Origin of the sequence: Methanoplanus limicola DSM 2279 (genome assembly GCF_000243255.1) — an archaeon.
Lineage (GTDB): Archaea > Halobacteriota > Methanomicrobia > Methanomicrobiales > Methanomicrobiaceae > Methanoplanus > Methanoplanus limicola.
Genome location: NZ_CM001436.1, coordinates 692 through 17327 on the forward strand (window position 1 = coordinate 692; position 16636 = coordinate 17327).

Annotated in this window: 14 protein-coding genes, 2 tRNA genes and 1 other annotated feature (1 of these 17 only partly in view); of the genes, 10 read left to right on the plus strand and 6 right to left on the minus strand. The window is 43.3% G+C overall.

Annotation, left to right across the window (positions count from 1 at the left end; all coding sequences use genetic code 11):
* Window positions 1–178 (minus strand) — a sequence feature (23S ribosomal RNA rRNA prediction is too short) (it extends 691 nt beyond the left edge of the window).
* A gap of 379 nt (window positions 179–557) precedes the next feature.
* Both METLIM_RS00010 and METLIM_RS00015 read left to right on the plus strand, forming a co-directional pair.
* Window positions 558–1679 (plus strand): hypothetical protein, encoded by a 1122-nt coding sequence (locus METLIM_RS00010; RefSeq protein WP_004075735.1) that lies wholly within the window; start codon window positions 558–560, stop codon window positions 1677–1679.
* Between the two features lie 157 nt (window positions 1680–1836).
* The gene (locus tag METLIM_RS00015; RefSeq protein ID WP_004075736.1) at window positions 1837–2415 is read left to right on the plus strand and encodes a GNAT family N-acetyltransferase; all 579 of its coding nucleotides are present in this window, start codon (window positions 1837–1839) and stop codon (window positions 2413–2415) included.
* A 37-nt stretch (window positions 2416–2452) separates the two neighbouring features.
* Here the strand turns inward: METLIM_RS00015 and METLIM_RS00020 are convergent.
* Window positions 2453–2524 (minus strand) — tRNA-Gly (locus tag METLIM_RS00020).
* A 67-nt stretch (window positions 2525–2591) separates the two neighbouring features.
* Window positions 2592–2663, minus strand: a tRNA-Gly gene (locus tag METLIM_RS00025).
* A 710-nt stretch (window positions 2664–3373) separates the two neighbouring features.
* Here METLIM_RS00025 and METLIM_RS00035 point away from each other — a divergent pair.
* From METLIM_RS00035 to cobA, 6 genes are all read left to right on the plus strand, one after another.
* On the plus strand, window positions 3374–4078 hold the full coding sequence (locus METLIM_RS00035) for a precorrin-2 dehydrogenase/sirohydrochlorin ferrochelatase family protein (RefSeq protein WP_004075738.1): 705 nt from the start codon (window positions 3374–3376) through the stop codon (window positions 4076–4078).
* A complete protein-coding gene (gene hemA / locus METLIM_RS00040; RefSeq protein ID WP_004075739.1) occupies window positions 4075–5355 on the plus strand; it encodes a glutamyl-tRNA reductase in 1281 nt (426 codons plus the stop codon). The genes METLIM_RS00035 and hemA overlap by 4 nt, the downstream gene beginning before the upstream one ends.
* Window positions 5325–6308, plus strand: coding sequence for a porphobilinogen synthase (gene hemB, locus METLIM_RS00045; RefSeq protein WP_004075740.1), 984 nt, complete (start codon window positions 5325–5327; stop codon window positions 6306–6308). Before hemA ends, hemB begins: the two co-directional genes overlap by 31 nt.
* Entirely contained in the window at window positions 6295–7536 is a 1242-nt protein-coding gene (gene hemL / locus METLIM_RS00050) for a glutamate-1-semialdehyde 2,1-aminomutase (protein ID WP_004075741.1), read from the plus strand. The genes hemB and hemL overlap by 14 nt, the downstream gene beginning before the upstream one ends.
* Window positions 7527–8411, plus strand: a complete 885-nt coding sequence (gene hemC / locus METLIM_RS00055; protein WP_004075742.1) for a hydroxymethylbilane synthase — start codon at window positions 7527–7529, stop codon at window positions 8409–8411. The genes hemL and hemC overlap by 10 nt, the downstream gene beginning before the upstream one ends.
* 149 nt (window positions 8412–8560) lie before the next feature.
* Complete coding sequence (cobA, locus tag METLIM_RS00060; protein WP_004075743.1) at window positions 8561–9286, plus strand: uroporphyrinogen-III C-methyltransferase; 726 nt, start codon at window positions 8561–8563, stop codon at window positions 9284–9286.
* A gap of 30 nt (window positions 9287–9316) precedes the next feature.
* Here cobA and METLIM_RS00065 read toward each other — a convergent pair whose 3' ends face one another.
* The 3 genes from METLIM_RS00065 to METLIM_RS00075 form a co-directional block, all read right to left on the minus strand.
* Window positions 9317–9712 (minus strand): hypothetical protein, encoded by a 396-nt coding sequence (locus tag METLIM_RS00065; RefSeq protein WP_004075744.1) that lies wholly within the window; start codon window positions 9710–9712, stop codon window positions 9317–9319.
* 248 nt (window positions 9713–9960) lie between these two features.
* Window positions 9961–10536: a carbonic anhydrase gene (locus METLIM_RS00070; RefSeq protein ID WP_004075745.1), complete on the minus strand. Its 576-nt coding sequence runs from the start codon at window positions 10534–10536 to the stop codon at window positions 9961–9963.
* A gap of 308 nt (window positions 10537–10844) precedes the next feature.
* The gene (locus METLIM_RS00075; protein ID WP_004075746.1) at window positions 10845–11183 is read right to left on the minus strand and encodes a hypothetical protein; all 339 of its coding nucleotides are present in this window, start codon (window positions 11181–11183) and stop codon (window positions 10845–10847) included.
* 240 nt (window positions 11184–11423) lie between these two features.
* Between METLIM_RS00075 and carA the strand changes: the two genes are divergently transcribed.
* Window positions 11424–12479: a glutamine-hydrolyzing carbamoyl-phosphate synthase small subunit gene (gene carA, locus METLIM_RS00080; RefSeq protein WP_004075747.1), complete on the plus strand. Its 1056-nt coding sequence runs from the start codon at window positions 11424–11426 to the stop codon at window positions 12477–12479.
* Between the two features lie 2 nt (window positions 12480–12481).
* Window positions 12482–15652: a carbamoyl-phosphate synthase large subunit gene (carB, locus tag METLIM_RS00085; RefSeq protein ID WP_004075748.1), complete on the plus strand. Its 3171-nt coding sequence runs from the start codon at window positions 12482–12484 to the stop codon at window positions 15650–15652.
* Window positions 15653–15753: 101 nt separating this feature from the next.
* Here carB and METLIM_RS00090 read toward each other — a convergent pair whose 3' ends face one another.
* Window positions 15754–16584, minus strand: a complete 831-nt coding sequence (locus METLIM_RS00090) for an ion transporter (RefSeq protein WP_048146101.1) — start codon at window positions 16582–16584, stop codon at window positions 15754–15756.
* Window positions 16585–16636 lie beyond the last annotated feature (52 nt).

The window sequence follows — 16636 nt, forward strand, 5'->3', positions numbered from 1 at the left end:
GAGGTAACAATGTTAGGTTTATTGTTATATAAACACATTGTTTTGCGATTTCTTTGAAAAGCAGAGGAACGCAAAATTCAGCGAATCCACTTTTTGCTTTGCAGTCACCTGTAAAAGAACTTACAGGCTTTCCCGAATCCACAGTTGCAGCCGCCCTGAGGCGTCTGTCACCGGAATACTTCGGCCTTACAATGTTGTATGCCGCCACATATAAACCCTTCGCGACATAGAAAATTTCAGACCCACACAACAGAGAACAAAACCGGCACAGCTAAATAACAAGTCTGGAATTCTCCGTCAAAACAATCCAGCAATACCCCATCGCGCAAAATCATCAGGAAACACAGACGGATAAATATCCATTCATATCTTCTCCCGGCAGAGAAACACCATAAATAAACCAAAGCAGAGAATACAGATATAATAATGAAAAAAAAGCAATTTTCCGATAGAATCTCAAATATATTAAAATCCTGAATCAGATCCATATGACCTTTTTTCTCCGTATAACCCACCCCGCCGGAAACATATTTCATTCCTAAAAGAGATCATCTATTATGATTCTTGAAGAGAAAATTTCTTTTTACGATGAAGAGGATGCCTCCATATTTATCGACCACCTTAAAAAAAACGGTTGTAAAGCTCAGAAACAGATAATCAGCGAAGGAGAAACTGAAGAAAGCCTGACAGGGAAAGTAAATGATATAGTCAGCTGGCTTGAAGAACCTGAAACATCCGGATACTTCTTAATTAACAAAGATTGGAAAGATGCAAAAAAAAGGATGAAAAATATAGAAATAAATATCAACAAAATAATTGAAAAGCATAATACAGGAGATGTTCTCTTTAAAAAAGAAGATATAGAAGAATCAAAGGAATTCTTCTTTGAAACCTTCAGAGAAAAATATGAATCAATACTTAAACAAATCAGCGAGAATTCAGAAGAACCTACTGCGGCGGAAGATATAGCAATAACGGCTGATTCCGAAGGCAATTTCCCATCCCGTACAGACGAAGCAGAGGGCAGCAATGAAGAGCAGAGAGAGGCTGAATCAACAGAAGATGAAATATCCCCGGATTCTGAACAGGCAGATGATCCGCTCGAAGATATAGATATTCCAATGTTTGCATATTATAATATGCTCATAGAACAGGAATTTGTTGAAGAATCCGAAGAAGGATACATCGCAGTAAAAGAAATTGATGGAGGGGACGTTCAGGTAAACCTGCCAATGGATAATGTAAACCTTCCGGAAGACTTCCATTATAGAGAAATTATCAGACAGACGCATTACGAACTTACAAAGAAATACCTTATTAAAATTGATCCTTCTGTCCACCTGTACTGTGATCAAGAAGAACTTATTGATGCAATATGTGAACTGGACTTTGATGAGGACGATGCTCTCCAGTTATTCCATAACATCAGCATAAAAAAACCAGTCATATACAGATTACTGGAAATTATATCTGATAATAACGGTATTTCAGCAGGAGAACTTACAAAAACAGTAAATGAAATCACAATCGTAAGCAGAAAAGAAAATTCCGGATACGACTTTACACTTGACGAAAGCACAGTTTTAATGATAATATCAGAACTCCGGAAAACCGGCATACTGTCCGGCAATGATAAAAAAATCAAACTGGCTGATAAAAATAAGAGGCGGCAGAGATAAAATCAGAGCTTTCCGGCAACCATAATTTCTGCAGAGAAATATCAATCCATTATTTTTTATAATCAGAGTTATTCCCAGGTTTTTTTGGAAATTTTCAGATTAAGAAGCATCCCCGCACACAGATATTACAGAGGATAACAGAATCAGAGGACAATTAATGAAATTTAATGATATACAGACAGAAAGACTCCTTCTTATCCCGGCAACTGCTGAAATATTTGAATTTGAGCTGGAAAAAAAAGAAATCCCCGATGTTCTGAAAGATATATATATCCCGGAAAACTGGCCACATGAATCAGTCACCAGAGAGGTTCTTGAGTTATTTTTTGAACTCGCAAAGCAGGAGAAGATATACACATTTTACTGGACTACAAAAGATATTCCCGGAGATAACAGATTAAAGGCCCATAAAACACTTATTGGAAGCGGCGGATTCATATCACAGGAAAACGGAAATTATGAGCTCGGATATTCAGTCATTGAACAGTTTCGGAACAGAGGATATGCCACAGAAGCAATAAGGGCAATGATCAGATGGTTTAAATATTCAGGATTATCAGGGAAAATAATCGCAAATACAGAACCCGGAAACAATTCGTCAATAAAAGTTCTTGAAAAGAACGGATTTGTACCATTTGCCAACAAAGCAGATTCAGTGGAAACAAAAAATGCAGAATATACGTCAGATGGAGAAGAAATCCTGAAATTTGTTTATTCTGATAAAAGCAGTAAATAATCAGATAAACTCTGAGATTCAGGGAGATATAATAATATGCGCCGACCGAGACTCGAACTCGGGTTTAAGCGTTGGCAACGCTTAGTGATGACCACTACACTATCGGCGCACAAAAACTTACAGAATTAAACCCAACTGACAAAACGAAAGATACCGAATTCGGACATATTGTCTGATGCGCCGACCGAGACTCGAACTCGGGTTTAAGCGTTGGCAACGCTTAGTGATGACCACTACACTATCGGCGCACAAATTATACCGAAATTATCAGTTGTTTTTGCGCTTTGCACCTCGTGGTGCTCTACAATATAGGCACGTGAAATTAATAAATCTGTCGAAATCCACTTCGGAATCAGATACACCAGCATGAAGAAAATATGAAATCAATAAAAACAAAAAAAACACCATTCAACAGACAAATGCCAAAATAAAGAGACATAACAGGCAATTACCAGGAAATTAAAAAATCCGGCAATCATCAGAACAGATGAAAACAGGATCAAAAAGTCTCAGAGACAGACCGGAAATTATCAAAAAAACGGAAGAGAAATACCCCCGGCATATTACAGCGCAGAAGATAATACCCGGAGCATAATCAGCAGTCAGACAAATACCACCGGAAGAAATAATCTGGCAGCAATAAAGATCATAAAAACATCTGTCAAAACCACAATCCGTCCAGTCATTATAATTACCACACCTGCGCCGCCAGTAACAGTAAAAAGCGGTAAAAACCTGATAAAATAACAAATACAGGCTGTGACAGAACTAAAATGGCGAAGTCCATTTATATATGCACACCTCTGATTGGAGAGCATATTGGGCTTGTTTTTGTAACGATCAGGCATTGTGTCACAGCCTGAATAAATTAAAAGACGAGTATAACGCAGATTAGTACATACAAAACTCCCGGGAAAGTATGAATAAATTTTAAAGATATCACGATCAAATCATATTTATGATACCCCTGATCCATGACTTTACCGGAAAAAGGGTTACAATATTTGGAGGGGGAAAAGTCGGATTCAGAAAAGCCTGCTATTTTTCAGGAGAATCAGATCTGACAATAATAAGCGGAAATTTCCTACCGGAATTTGGATCAATACAGGCTGAACTTCTGAAAAGAGAACTATCCGGATTAACAGATATTCAGAGTGATTCAAATCCACCGGAGAAATATCAACAGGATGAAAAATATGCCGCAGAAAAAGAAAAATCCTGTCTAAATATGGAAATCTCAGAAATTATCAGAAATTCTGCTCTGGTCATCGCTGCAACATCAGATAAATCAGTAAATAATAAAATTGGGGATATCTGCCGGAATGAAGAGATCCCGTTTAACAATGCAGACGGAATTCCTGGAGACATAATAATTCCGTCGATGATTAAAGGCAAAAACTACACAATTGCAGTCACAACCGGAGGAAAAAGTCCAGGCATTTCAAGGCACATCAGGATACTCCTTGAAGAGAACTGCAAAGACCTTGACGGGATGATCGAAATAACAGAAGAAACAAGAAAACACTTAATAGAGACGATTGAAAACCAGAATGAAAGAAATGAGATAATAAGAGAGATCCTGAGTGACAGAACCGCCTGGGAATATCTTAAAAAAGACAAAAATTCCGCAAGGGAATATATAAACGGAAAATACCTCGCATGAAATACAAACTGCACACAGATATCGCATTCGCAGGAATATCCCATCACAACTCTGACATATCAGAACTGGAAAAATTCCGGTTTGAAGAAGAGACGGAGATTCTTAACGATGCAAGAGAGCACTTTAAGGGAGTAGTGCTGCTTCAGACATGCAACAGGATAGAAATATTCGTACAGGGTGATGCAGAGTCACTCAAAAAGTACCTCAAAGAAAAAGGCAGAACCGGTTTCTGGATTAAGGAAGGATGCGAAGCGTTAAAGCACCTCCTTTACCTTGCCGCAGGGATGGACTCAATGATAGTCGGTGAGGACCAGATTCTGGGACAGTTAAGAAAGGCCCTCGCACTATCACAGGAAAAGGGGACCTCATGCCCTGTCCTTGACCTCTGCATTACAAAGGCAGTCCATGCCGGAATTGAGGTCAGAAAGAGAACTAACATAAACAATGGTGCAGTCTCAATCGGATCTGCGGCCGTAAAACTTGCCGAAGAGCTTATCGGCACGTTATCAGGAAAACACATCCTCGTTGTCGGCGGCGGCGAGATGGGAAAACTGGTTGCCCAGGCTCTCTCGGCAAAAGAACTGACTGCCATCTATGTTACAAACCGGACATTCAACCGGGCAAAACTACTTGCTGAAGAGATCGGTGGAAAAGCCGTAATGATGGATGAGCTTTACCATTATATCTCACTTTCAGACGTAGTCATCTCATGCACAGGAGCTCCCCATCCGGTTATAAAAGCAGAACCCCTGACAGATGCGCTGGATAAGATCCGCTGGCCACTTGACGAAACAAAAAGGCCGCTAATACTGATAGACATTGCACAGCCAAGGGATATCGAAGAGAAAGTCAAAGAGATCGAAAGTGTAAAACTCTTCACAATAGATGACCTCAAATCAGTCAGCGATGAGAATATGAAGCTTAGGAGAAAAGAAGCCGAAAATGCTGAAAAATATCTCCTGGAAGAGCACAGGCAGTTCATATCACTTATAAACCGTGCAGCCGCAAACGAACCTCTCGCCGACCTGCACACCTGGGCAGAGGCAATAAGAGTAAGGGAGAGAGACAGAGCAGTCTCAAGAATAGGAAAAACACAGTACAGTGTCTCCGAAGTGATAGACGACCTGACAAAAGTTCTTGTAAAAAAACTGCTGAGTGATGCAACCATTGCAGTCAGAGGATGTGCAGAATCAGGTGACATCAGATCGGCTGAAAATCTGGTTCTGGCAATAACAAGAGGAAAAACATGTACCCGCAAAGAAGACTTAGAAGACTGAGGAAAAGACATATTCAGCCTTTGTTTAAGGAAACAGTTCTTACAAAGGATGACCTTGTAATGCCGCTTTTCTTCGATGAGACCATTGACGAAAAAAAAGCAATTGAATCAATGCCAGAACAGTACAGATATCCACTGTCATCAGCAGGTTCTGTGGCAAAGAGGATTCAGTCAGCCGGAATAAGATCTGTAATTCTCTTCGGAATACCTGAAGATAAAGATTCAGAAGGGACTTCCGGCTGGACGGAAAACGGAGTCATACAAAAAGCTGTCAGGGAGATTAAAAAAGAAGTCCCTGAAATGGTTGTAATTACCGACACCTGCGCCTGCGAATATACAGACCACGGGCACTGCGGTATAATCGGCGACACACCATGCGGACCTGACCTGTTAAATGACGAATCACTTGAAGTGATGGCAAAGATTGCAGTATCTCAGGCAAAAGCCGGTGCAGACATCATCGCTCCGTCCTGCATGCTCGACGGAATGGTGGCAAAGATACGGCAGGCCCTTGACTCAGAAGGATTCTCTGACATACCAATTATGTCGTACTCCACAAAATTCTCAAGTTCTCTTTACGGCCCGTTCAGGGATGCAGCAGACTCCGGCATGTCATTCGGAGACAGATCAACATACCAGATGGCACCCGAAAATCCAGGCGAGGCATTCTTGGAGTCCAAAACCGACCTTTATGAGGGTGCCGACATCCTCATGGTAAAACCGGCAGGATTTTACCTTGACATAATCTCCTCAGTAAAGACACTCGGTCTCCCGCTTGCCGCCTACCAGGTGAGCGGGGAATATTCAATGATCAAAGCCGCAGCGGCAAACGGATGGCTTGATGAAAGAAAAGTCGCCCTTGAAAGCCTTACAGCAATCAAAAGGGCAGGGGCTGACCTGATAATAACATATTTTGCAGAAGATGCAGCGAGGTGGCTTGATGAAAAGCAGTGAACTATTTGAAGAAGCAAAGAAACTGATTCCGGGCGGAGTCAGCAGTCCGGTAAGGGCAATAAAACCATATCCATTCTATGTGGAAAGTGCAGAAGGATCAAAATTAAGGACAGCAGACGGCGAAGAATTAACCGACTGCTGCCTTGGATACGGCCCGTTAATTCTAGGTCACGCAAATCCGGTTGTGAAATCGGCAATAGCAGAACAGATTGAAAAAGGATGGCTGTACGGCACGCCGACACCATCTGAGCTTGATCTCTCCCGGATGATTATAGCAGACCATCCTTCAATTGATATGTGCAGATTTGTCTCAAGCGGATCTGAGGCAACGATGGCGGCAATCCGCCTTGCCAGGGGTTTTTCCGGCAAAAAAGACATCATAAAAATTGAAGGCGGATTTCACGGTGCACATGACGGAGTGCTCATAAAAGCCGGATCAGGTGCAACAACGATGGGCGTTCCGGATTCTGCCGGCGTAATAGCAGACATAGTAAAGCATACCGCCCAGGTCCCCTACAACGACACCGGATCCTTAACAGAGCTGGTTGAGAAGAACAAAGACATCGCTGCATTCATCCTTGAACCTGTAATGGGAAATGTAGGCCCAATTCTGCCAAAAAAGGATTATCTGAAGGAAGTCAGAAAAATTACGGAAGAGAATGACGTACTGCTCATCTGTGACGAGGTCATCTGCGGATACCGTCTTGGGATCGGTGGTGCACAGGTAAAATACGGAATCACACCTGATATTACAACACTTGGAAAAGTAGCCGGAGGCGGACTTCCTATTGGAATATTCGGCGGAAGAAGGGAAATAATGGAGATGGTCGCACCGGCAGGCCCTGTCTATCAGGCAGGCACATTCAGCGGAAACCCGCTCACACTTGCGGCAGGAAAGGCCGCAGTAGGATATTTACGTGAAAATCCTGAAATCTACGGAAAACTCGAAGAGAATATCAGGACCATAAAAGAGTCCCTTCCGGAAAAATTCCGGAGCAAATTTGTAAGCGTCGGCTCAATGTTCAAACTCTTCTTCAGGGATACTCCGCCACAGAACTACATAGAGGCAAAGGAGAGCGACACAGAAGCATTCTCAGCATTCTGGAAGAAGATGCTCAAAGCCGGAATTTTCCTGCCGCCCGCACAGTTTGAGACAAACTTTATCTCAACCGCACATTCGGATGCAGACATTGAGAAGATTGCCGGAGCTTATTCAGAATGCCTCTGACAGCAGGCACAAGAGGCTCAAAACTTGCACTTGTCCAGACCGAAAAAGTCTGTGCAATGCTCTCAGAACTGGGCATAGAAACGGAGATAAAGATAATTAAAACAGAAGGGGATGCAAATACAGACGTCCCACTGCATCAGGTAGGCGGGCAGGGAATATTTGTCCGGGCACTCGATGATGCCATCACAAAGGGTGAGGTCGACTTTGCAGTCCACAGCATGAAGGACATTCCGGCCGCAAGGCCAAAAGGTGTCAGGACATGTGCAATACTGAAACGTGACTCTCCGGCAGACTTCCTCGTCCACGAATGCCCCCTTGAGGAAATTAAAGTTGTAGGCACATCAAGCACAAGAAGACGTGCCCAGCTGATGCGTGGAAACCTCAATGCCGAGATTAAAGAACTGCGTGGTAACGTGGATACAAGGCTCAGAAAACTAAAGGAAGGAGAATACGATGCAATAGTCCTTGCAGAAGCAGGCATGCAGAGGCTTGGACTGGATCTTCCGGGCACAAGGCTTCTTCCCCAGTGGTATGTCCCCTCACCGAATCAGGGGACAATAGCAGTTGTATGCCGGGAAGACGATGCCCTTGCCGCTCAGTTTGAGCAGATAAACCATAAACCAACAGAGAAGGACACTGCAATCGAAAGGGCAGTGATGGAAGAGATTGGCGGTGGATGCTATACCCCGCAGGGAGTATACTGTGAGAACGGATTCCTGATAGCAGAAGTCCTCTCACTTGACGGCAGCCGCTATGAAAGAATTGAGGACGCAGGCGGTTCTGAAGAGGAAGCCCGCTTTATCGGGCAGAAACTGAAAGGTCTGGCCTTTGACCTGATTGAAGAGGCAAAAGAAAGCCTCGGACTGAAATATTAAGAAATAGTCCGGACAAAAATATCCGGCCCGGATATAAACCACAATACAGTCAGAACTGAAAGTACTAAACTCTCAGAACAATAAAGGATGCAGACCAGAATATCACAGCCATCCCATAAGATAAAAAAATAACAGAGGATTAGAGTAAAATGACCGGAAAAGTGTATCTTGTAGGATCAGGACCCGGAGGTCTTGACCTTATGACATTTAAGGCACGTGAGGTAATCGAGAGTGCCGATGTAATACTTTATGACCAGCTGCCCGGAGAAGAGGTCATAAACAGCCTTCCCGATGTAGAGAAGGTCGATGTCGGTAAATACGGCGGAAAGCACACAAAAGAGCAGGACGAAATAGAAAAACTGATGGCGGATTATGCCCTGAAAGGCAAAAATGTGGTCCGGCTTAAAGGCGGAGACCCGTTTCTCTTCGGTCGCGGCGGAGAGGAGATGGAGTATCTTCAGGCAAAGGGAATAGAAGTTGAGACAGTGCCGGGAATTACAAGCGGAATTGCAGTCCCCGAAAATGTCGGCATTCCTGTTACCCACCGGACATTTGCATCCCAGGTAACATTCCTGACAGGTCACGAAGACCCGACAAAACCGGAATCAGCGATAAACTGGAGATGGCTTGCCGAATCTCCGGGCACAATTGTAATCCTGATGGGTGTCAGAAACCTGCCCAATATAACAAAGTCACTTATTGAAAACGGGATGGACAGTGATAAACCGGTAGCGATAATCGAGAGAGGTTTTCGGCCTGACCAGAGGGTGACAACCGGAAAATTATCCCTGATTGCAGAGACTGCAAAAGAGAGGGGAGTCAGACCTCCGGCAATAATTGTTATAGGCGAAGTTGTAACCCTTTACAGGGAATAAATTTTTTAAATTCAGCAAAATACTGAACTCTTATTCATAACCGATCATTTCATTGGATGATTCTTTATCAGAACTTCCTTCATTAAGAATATCATCGGGCAGTTCTTCTTCAAATGTATACAGCATAACTCCTCCGAAATATCCGGAGAGCATATTATAGACAATCACAGACAATGCCCCTATACCAAGACCAAACATTCCGGAAAATACTGAAAAAAGAACAGAATTAGCGATAATATCTGCAACGGTCCATTCAGATCCGCTTAAAGTAACAAAAAATGAAGGCGGCAGAATTATTCCAAGGAAAGTAAATATTCCGATTATAAGGCTTATAATAAAACCCATGATTAATGAGATAAGCAGGCATATTTTTGACAACTGCCATACATCAAAACCAAGCAGTTCAACTTCCTTTATTACAGTCATCTTAAGTCTCCGGATTACAAAATTATTAAGGACATTAAATATTAACTCTACCTATACAGGCGGAGGACAAATATATACAGAATCTCCACTATATTATCAGTCACAACAATAATTAGTTATTAACTGCCTGAATATTTAATTACTGACAACCTGCTGAGACAATAACTTATGTTTCAGCTGAACCCAAATAGATCAGTAATAAAAAAGAGAAGATGTGAATATTTCCCGGAATTCTTCAATATTCCGGATTAAAAGATCTTTGAGAGATCTCCGGTCTCCAGATCAAAGTACAGACCGTGAAGTTCAACTTTTCCCATCTTTTCAGCCCATTTTACAATCGGATATACCCTCAGGTGTTCCAGCTGAAGTCTGACATTTTCATATTCGACCTTTCTTCTCCATTCCTTCTCACCCTCGGGAGTGCCCGGCTTTTCTCCGGCCCTTTCCATTGCCGGTTTTGCATTATCCAGCCATAACGGGATATATGCATCATCGCCGGCCTTTCCGGAGAGTGCTTTAATTGCTCCGCAGTCTGAATGACCGCAGACAACAATATCATCCACCTTAAGGTGACGTATAGCATACTCCAGCACTGTTGCAAAGTTCCAGTCACTTACAGGAACAATATTGCCGATATTCCGGTGAACAAAAATCTCTCCTGATTTTGCACCTGTGACCCTCTCAGGGGCAACACGTGAATCAGAGCATCCGATCCAGAGTACAGAAGGACTCTGACTCTGGGAAAGCTGGTCGTAATGTTCTTTATCCTGCTCAAAATCTTCTGCAATAAAACGTTTATTGCCTTCAATAAATTTATCAATCATGTTATCTGTTCCATTTTTGCCTGATCTCAGTAATGCAGTAACAGGCAGCTGATATTACAAAATAAATTGTAATTCCATTAATAAATTATCATTTCAAACATACACAGCGTTTCAGCCATTTCACAAAAATAAGCCCAAATTGCAGGAAAAAAGACTAAAACAAAAGACTAATACAAATTTTCTGAAAAGATGACGTGGCATCTGCATGCGCTCACATAACAGGTGCCGAAAAAATCAAAAACCAAATGGGCAGAAATAATCAGATTAATTCCGGGAAATTATCTGATAATCCATTGTTACTCCTCAGCTCAGAGATATTTTGCAATCTCTTCCCTGATTAACGGAAGTGATATCCTTCCAAGAGGTGTCAGATTCCCGTTCACCATTACAATCGGGATCGGCGGATGATTCTCCTCAATCATCATTAAAATATCTTCAGGTATGCCGTCATCAAGAAGTGTCAGCTTCATTGTAACATTTTCGCCATAGATATGTTCAATTCTTTCCTTAAGAGCCTCATATGCCTTTACGAGATTCTCAGACGGTGCGCACTTCTCAAGCTCACATGTCCGGTCACCATCGCACGGAAAAGGCCCGCATGAAGAATCCGAGAAACCTATAATCTCAATATTAACTGCTCCAGTCATGAATAATTGTTTAAACTGCAATATAAATAGAAATTTGTTTTGGTGACCAATTCTGAAACACTTTTTCCGGAAGATAGGAACAATACCAAAAATAAGCGACAGATACATCATATGCAGATTAAAACAGTCTTTTTTTCTGCAGGATATTAAAAATAAACCACAACATTTTATTTCCGGGAGATGGAAGTCTATATCCCCAGTTATTAATACATGCCACCACCAAAGTATAATGATTAACAGATGAAAGCAGTTTTGGGTCTGGAAAACGGAGAATATATTGTCGGGAACGGTTTTGGTGCCGAAGGTTCCTGCACCGGTGAACTCGTATTTACGACCCAGATGAGTGGTTACATGGAATCACTGACTGACCCCAGTTATGCGGGTCAGATTCTCATGTTTACATATCCGCTCATTGGTAATTACGGAGTGGACGAGCAGAACTTTCAGAGTCCGAAAGTCAATGCCCATGGATGCGTCGTCCATGAGGTATGCAAAAGACCGGCAGCGAATAAACCTCTGGAAACTTTTTTTGAAGAGAACAACCTTTTGGGAATCTCAGGTGTTGATACCAGAAAACTTACAATAAAAACAAGAATTGAAGGTTCACTGAGAGCCGCACTGGTAACGGGAGATAACAGTCCGGAATACGCAGTCGAACTTGCAAGGGCTGCAAAGCCAATTTCCGAAATTGACCTCCTGCCGCAGGTGTCAATAAAAGAGCCATACCACATAAAAGGCAAAGGCAAAAGAATTGCAGTAATTGACCTTGGAATAAAGAAAAATATCGCGATATCATTCAGAAAACGCGGGGCTGATCTCCATCTCTTCCCGTACAATGCAAAACCCTCAGAGGTTGAAGCATGCAAACCTGAAGCAATATTTTTCACAAACGGACCGGGAGATCCGGCCTTTGCAACCGATGCAGTGGAGTGTGCAAAACACTTCATGGGAGAGATCCCGGTACTTGGCATTTGCATGGGCAACCAGATTCTTGCCCGCGCTTTCGGTGCTGAAACATACAAGATGAAATTCGGCCACAGGGGTTCAAACCAGCCTGTGAGGCATAAAGACGGGTCAATATATATTACAACCCAGAACCACGGCTTCGCCGTTGACAGAGATACACTGCCCAGTGACTGCGGAGTATTATTTGAGAATGTAAATGACAGTTCAGTTGAAGGCATCTACTCAGATGACCTTGATGTCTATGCAGTCCAGTTCCACCCGGAGGCTTTCGGAGGCCCCCGTGATACTGAAGGTCCGGTATTTGATATGATGTACAGGAGGATTCCCTGAATATGCCGCTAAGAGCTGATATTAAAAAAGTGATCCTCATTGGATCAGGCCCGATTCAGATCGGACAGGCTGCTGAATTTGACTTCTCAGGGTCACAGGCCTGCCGTGCTCTGAGGGAAGAAGGAATTGAAGTAGTCCTCGTAAACTCAAATCCTGCAACCATCCAGACAGATCCTGACATGGCGGATGTGATATATGTTGAGCCTTTAAGGGCCGATGTAATCGCAAAAATAATTGAGAAGGAGAAGCCGGACGGAATTCTGAGCGGAATGGGTGGTCAGACAGGCCTCAACATGACCGCTGAATTAGCCGAGATGGGTGCACTTGAAGATGTTGAAATTCTCGGCACCCCCCTTGAAGCCATATACCGTGGTGAGGACCGTGAACAGTTCAGGGACCTGATGAATGAGATCGGTGAACCTGTACCAAAAAGCATGATCCTTGAGTCGATGAGCCAGCTTGATGAAGCCCTGGAAACAGTCGGGCTTCCTGCAATAATAAGGCCGGCATACACCCTTGGAGGCGCAGGCGGTGGAATTGCCAACAGTCCTGAGGAGCTCAGGAGAATTGTCGAGCTTGGTCTTCAGAAATCAAGGATTCATCAGGTACTGATTGAAGAGAGTGTCATTGGATGGAAAGAGATTGAATTTGAGGTAATGCGTGACGCAGCAGACACATGCATAATAATCTGCGGTATGGAAAACGTCGATGCAATGGGCGTCCACACCGGAGAAAGTGTCGTTGTTGCACCAATCCTTACACTAAGGGATGACGAATTCCAGAAGTTAAGGACAGCCTCAATTAAAATAATCCGGGCACTTGACGTACAGGGCGGATGCAATGTACAGCTTGCATATAAAGACGGTGACTACAGAGTAATCGAAGTGAACCCGCGTGTATCAAGATCATCTGCACTTGCATCAAAGGCAACCGGATACCCTATTGCCCGCGTTGCATCAAAGATTGCAATAGGACTTCGCCTGGACGAGATCACAAATACCGTGACCGGATGCACTGCCGCATCTTTTGAACCTGCAATTGACTATGTTGTTGTAAAGGTTCCCAGATGGCCGTTTGACAAATTCAAGGGCGCAGACCGGACACTCACAACCGCAATGAAGAGCACAGGAGAGGTCATGGCAATAGGCCGGACTCTTGAAGAGGCTTTCATGAAATCCCTCAGGTCACTTGATACTGACATCAATGTGCACACCGATCACTCTGAGATAAGGATGCTTCTCAAAAACCCGACAGACGAACGTTTCGGGTGCCTCTTTGATGCCTTCAGACAGGGTTTTTCAGTTGAAGAAGTTGCTGAACTTACAATGATTGATGCTTTCTTCCTACAAAAGATTGCAAATATCATTGAAACCGAAACCAGGCTCAGGTCTGGCAGCCCGTCAGATGCAGAGATCATAAAGGCAGTTGATTATGGATTTACACCGGAAGATATCGCAGAGATAACCGGCCTTGATAAAGCAGCCATCACAGAGATAGCCGGAGATCCGGTCTATAAAATGGTTGACACCTGTGCAGCTGAATTTCCGGCGAGGACACCGTATTATTACTCAACCCGCGGTCTTGATTGTGAGATTGAGAAGAACGGAAAGGATAAGGTTCTGATTCTCGGATCAGGTCCAATCAGAATCGGGCAGGGAATCGAATTTGATTACTGCACCGTCCATGCCGTAATGGCCTTAAGAGAGGAAGGAACCGAGGTTCATATCGTAAACAACAACCCTGAAACTGTCTCAACAGATTTTGACACCTCAGACCGTCTCTTCTTTGAACCTATGAAACTCGGGGATATTATGAATATTCTCAGAAAGGATGACTATGCCGGAGTTATGGTCCAGTTCGGAGGGCAGAATTCAGTCAACCTTGCAATGCCTATTGAGAAGGCCATTCAGGAGGAGGGCCTCAGTACAAAGATCCTGGGTACAACTCCGGCAGCTATGGATATGGCAGAGGACAGGGACAGGTTCAGCCAGCTCCTCGATGAACTGAAGATCCCGTCTCCGGCAAATGATTCAGCATACTCTGAAGAGGAAGCATTTGAGATAGCAAAGAGAATCGGCTACCCGCTCTTGGTAAGGCCTTCATATGTCCTCGGCGGAAGGGCGATGGAACTTGTTCATGACGACATAGAACTTCAGAATTACATCAAAGAGGCCGTCAGGGTATCAAAGAAACACCCGGTACTCCTGGACTCATTCCTCCAGAATGCAATTGAGATTGATGTCGATGCAGTCTGTGACGGAAAAGATGTACTCATCGGCGGAATTATGGAGCATATTGAGGAAGCCGGTGTGCACAGCGGAGATTCAGCCTGTGTTATACCTCCTCAGTCCCTCAGTGATGACGTAATTGAGACAGTAAGGGATTATACAAAAAAACTAGCTCTCGGTATAGGTGTCTGCGGACTTATCAACATCCAGTATGCTGTAAAAGACGGTGTTGTATATGTCCTTGAGGCTAACCCCAGGGCAAGCAGAACAGTGCCGTTTGTATCGAAGGCTACCGGAATTCCGCTGGCAAAAATTGCAGCAAAGGCAATGGCCGGCATAAGTCTCGCTGAAACCGGATTTGAAGAGAAGAAGATCAACCACGTTGCAGTAAAAGAAGTCCTTCTTCCGTTTAACAAACTGCCAGGTGTCGATGCGGTGCTTGGCCCTGAGATGAAGAGCACAGGCGAAGTCATGGGCATCGACTATGACTTCGGGCGTGCCTACTATAAGGCATGTATCGCAGCCGACAATGAACTTCCGCTTGAAGGAACGGTATTTATCTCCGGAGGAGATGAACATAAAGACGAACTTCTTGAGGTTGCCTTAAAACTAAAAGAACTCGGACTTAATATCCTTGCAACCAAAGGAACAGTGGATTTCTTCTCAAAGAACGGACTCGAGGCAAATCTCGTCAGAAAGGTTCAGGAAGGCTCACCAAATATCATTGACATGATGAGAAAAGGGGAAGCCAAATTAATAATCAATACTCCGTCTGACAAGTATTCCAGGCAGGATCATATGCAGATAATGAGATCTGCCCTGGATTATGGCATCCCGTATATCACAACCGTACAGGCAGCCAAGGCAGCGGCACTCGCAATAAAAGCCATTAAAATGGAAGAGGTCACAATCGAGCCGCTGAGCCACTACCACAACATGATATAAACAGCAAAATAATTTAAATTTTAACTTTTTTCATTCCTTATCGGAACAGAGTATTTTCCCTGAAAATTCCGCCTTACATTAAAAAAGAGGTCTGCCCTCAGTTATTTCTTCCATAAATCCTTCTTTGTCACTTCCTGTTTGCAGTGGGGACAGAGATATACCTCCTCATCCTCGCGAGCACGATGCGCACTCTCAATCTCCCTTGAAAATCCGGATGCCAGAATACCGGCAGGCAAAGCAAACAACCCGATTCCAATCAGTGCAATAATACTTCCAAGAAGTTTTCCGGCTACGGTTATGGGCACAACATCACCATATCCGATTGTCGCAAGGGTGATAACTCCCCACCACATTCCATCCGGAATACTGGCAAATTTTTCAGGCTGAGCCGAACCTTCAACCTGGTACATCAATGTCCCGGCAACGAGAAGAACCATAATTAAGGCAGCATATGTTGTAAAAAGGGTTTTTCTCTCATTTTTTATAACTTTCACAACAAGAGAGAGTGAATCTGAATATTTAATAACCTTAAGAAGCCTGAAAATTCTCAGAATAACAAGGGCTGTCAAATCCACACCAAAGAGAAGAAATGCAAAATAAGGCAGTATTACAAGCAGATCAATAAGAGCGAAAGGAGTCAGTGCCCAGCGGATTCTGCCTTTTAAAGGCTCAGAATATCTGGGATCAGATGTGCATGACCATATCCGGAGGACATATTCAATGATAAATATGATCATTGTGAAAAGGGATATAAGAAGAAAGATCAGCCAGTACTTTTCAAGAACTGACCTGATGCTTCCGAGAATCAGGACCGCGATATTTAAAACAATCACGGAGAATATAAAGATGTCAAACGCCAGGCTGACATAATCACCATCTTCTGCAACATTAAGGATCTCAAATACCCTTTTTTTAACTGATGACAGACTCATCACCAACAGAATTGTAAGAGAGAAATAAATATGTTTTCGCTTTAAGCACGGA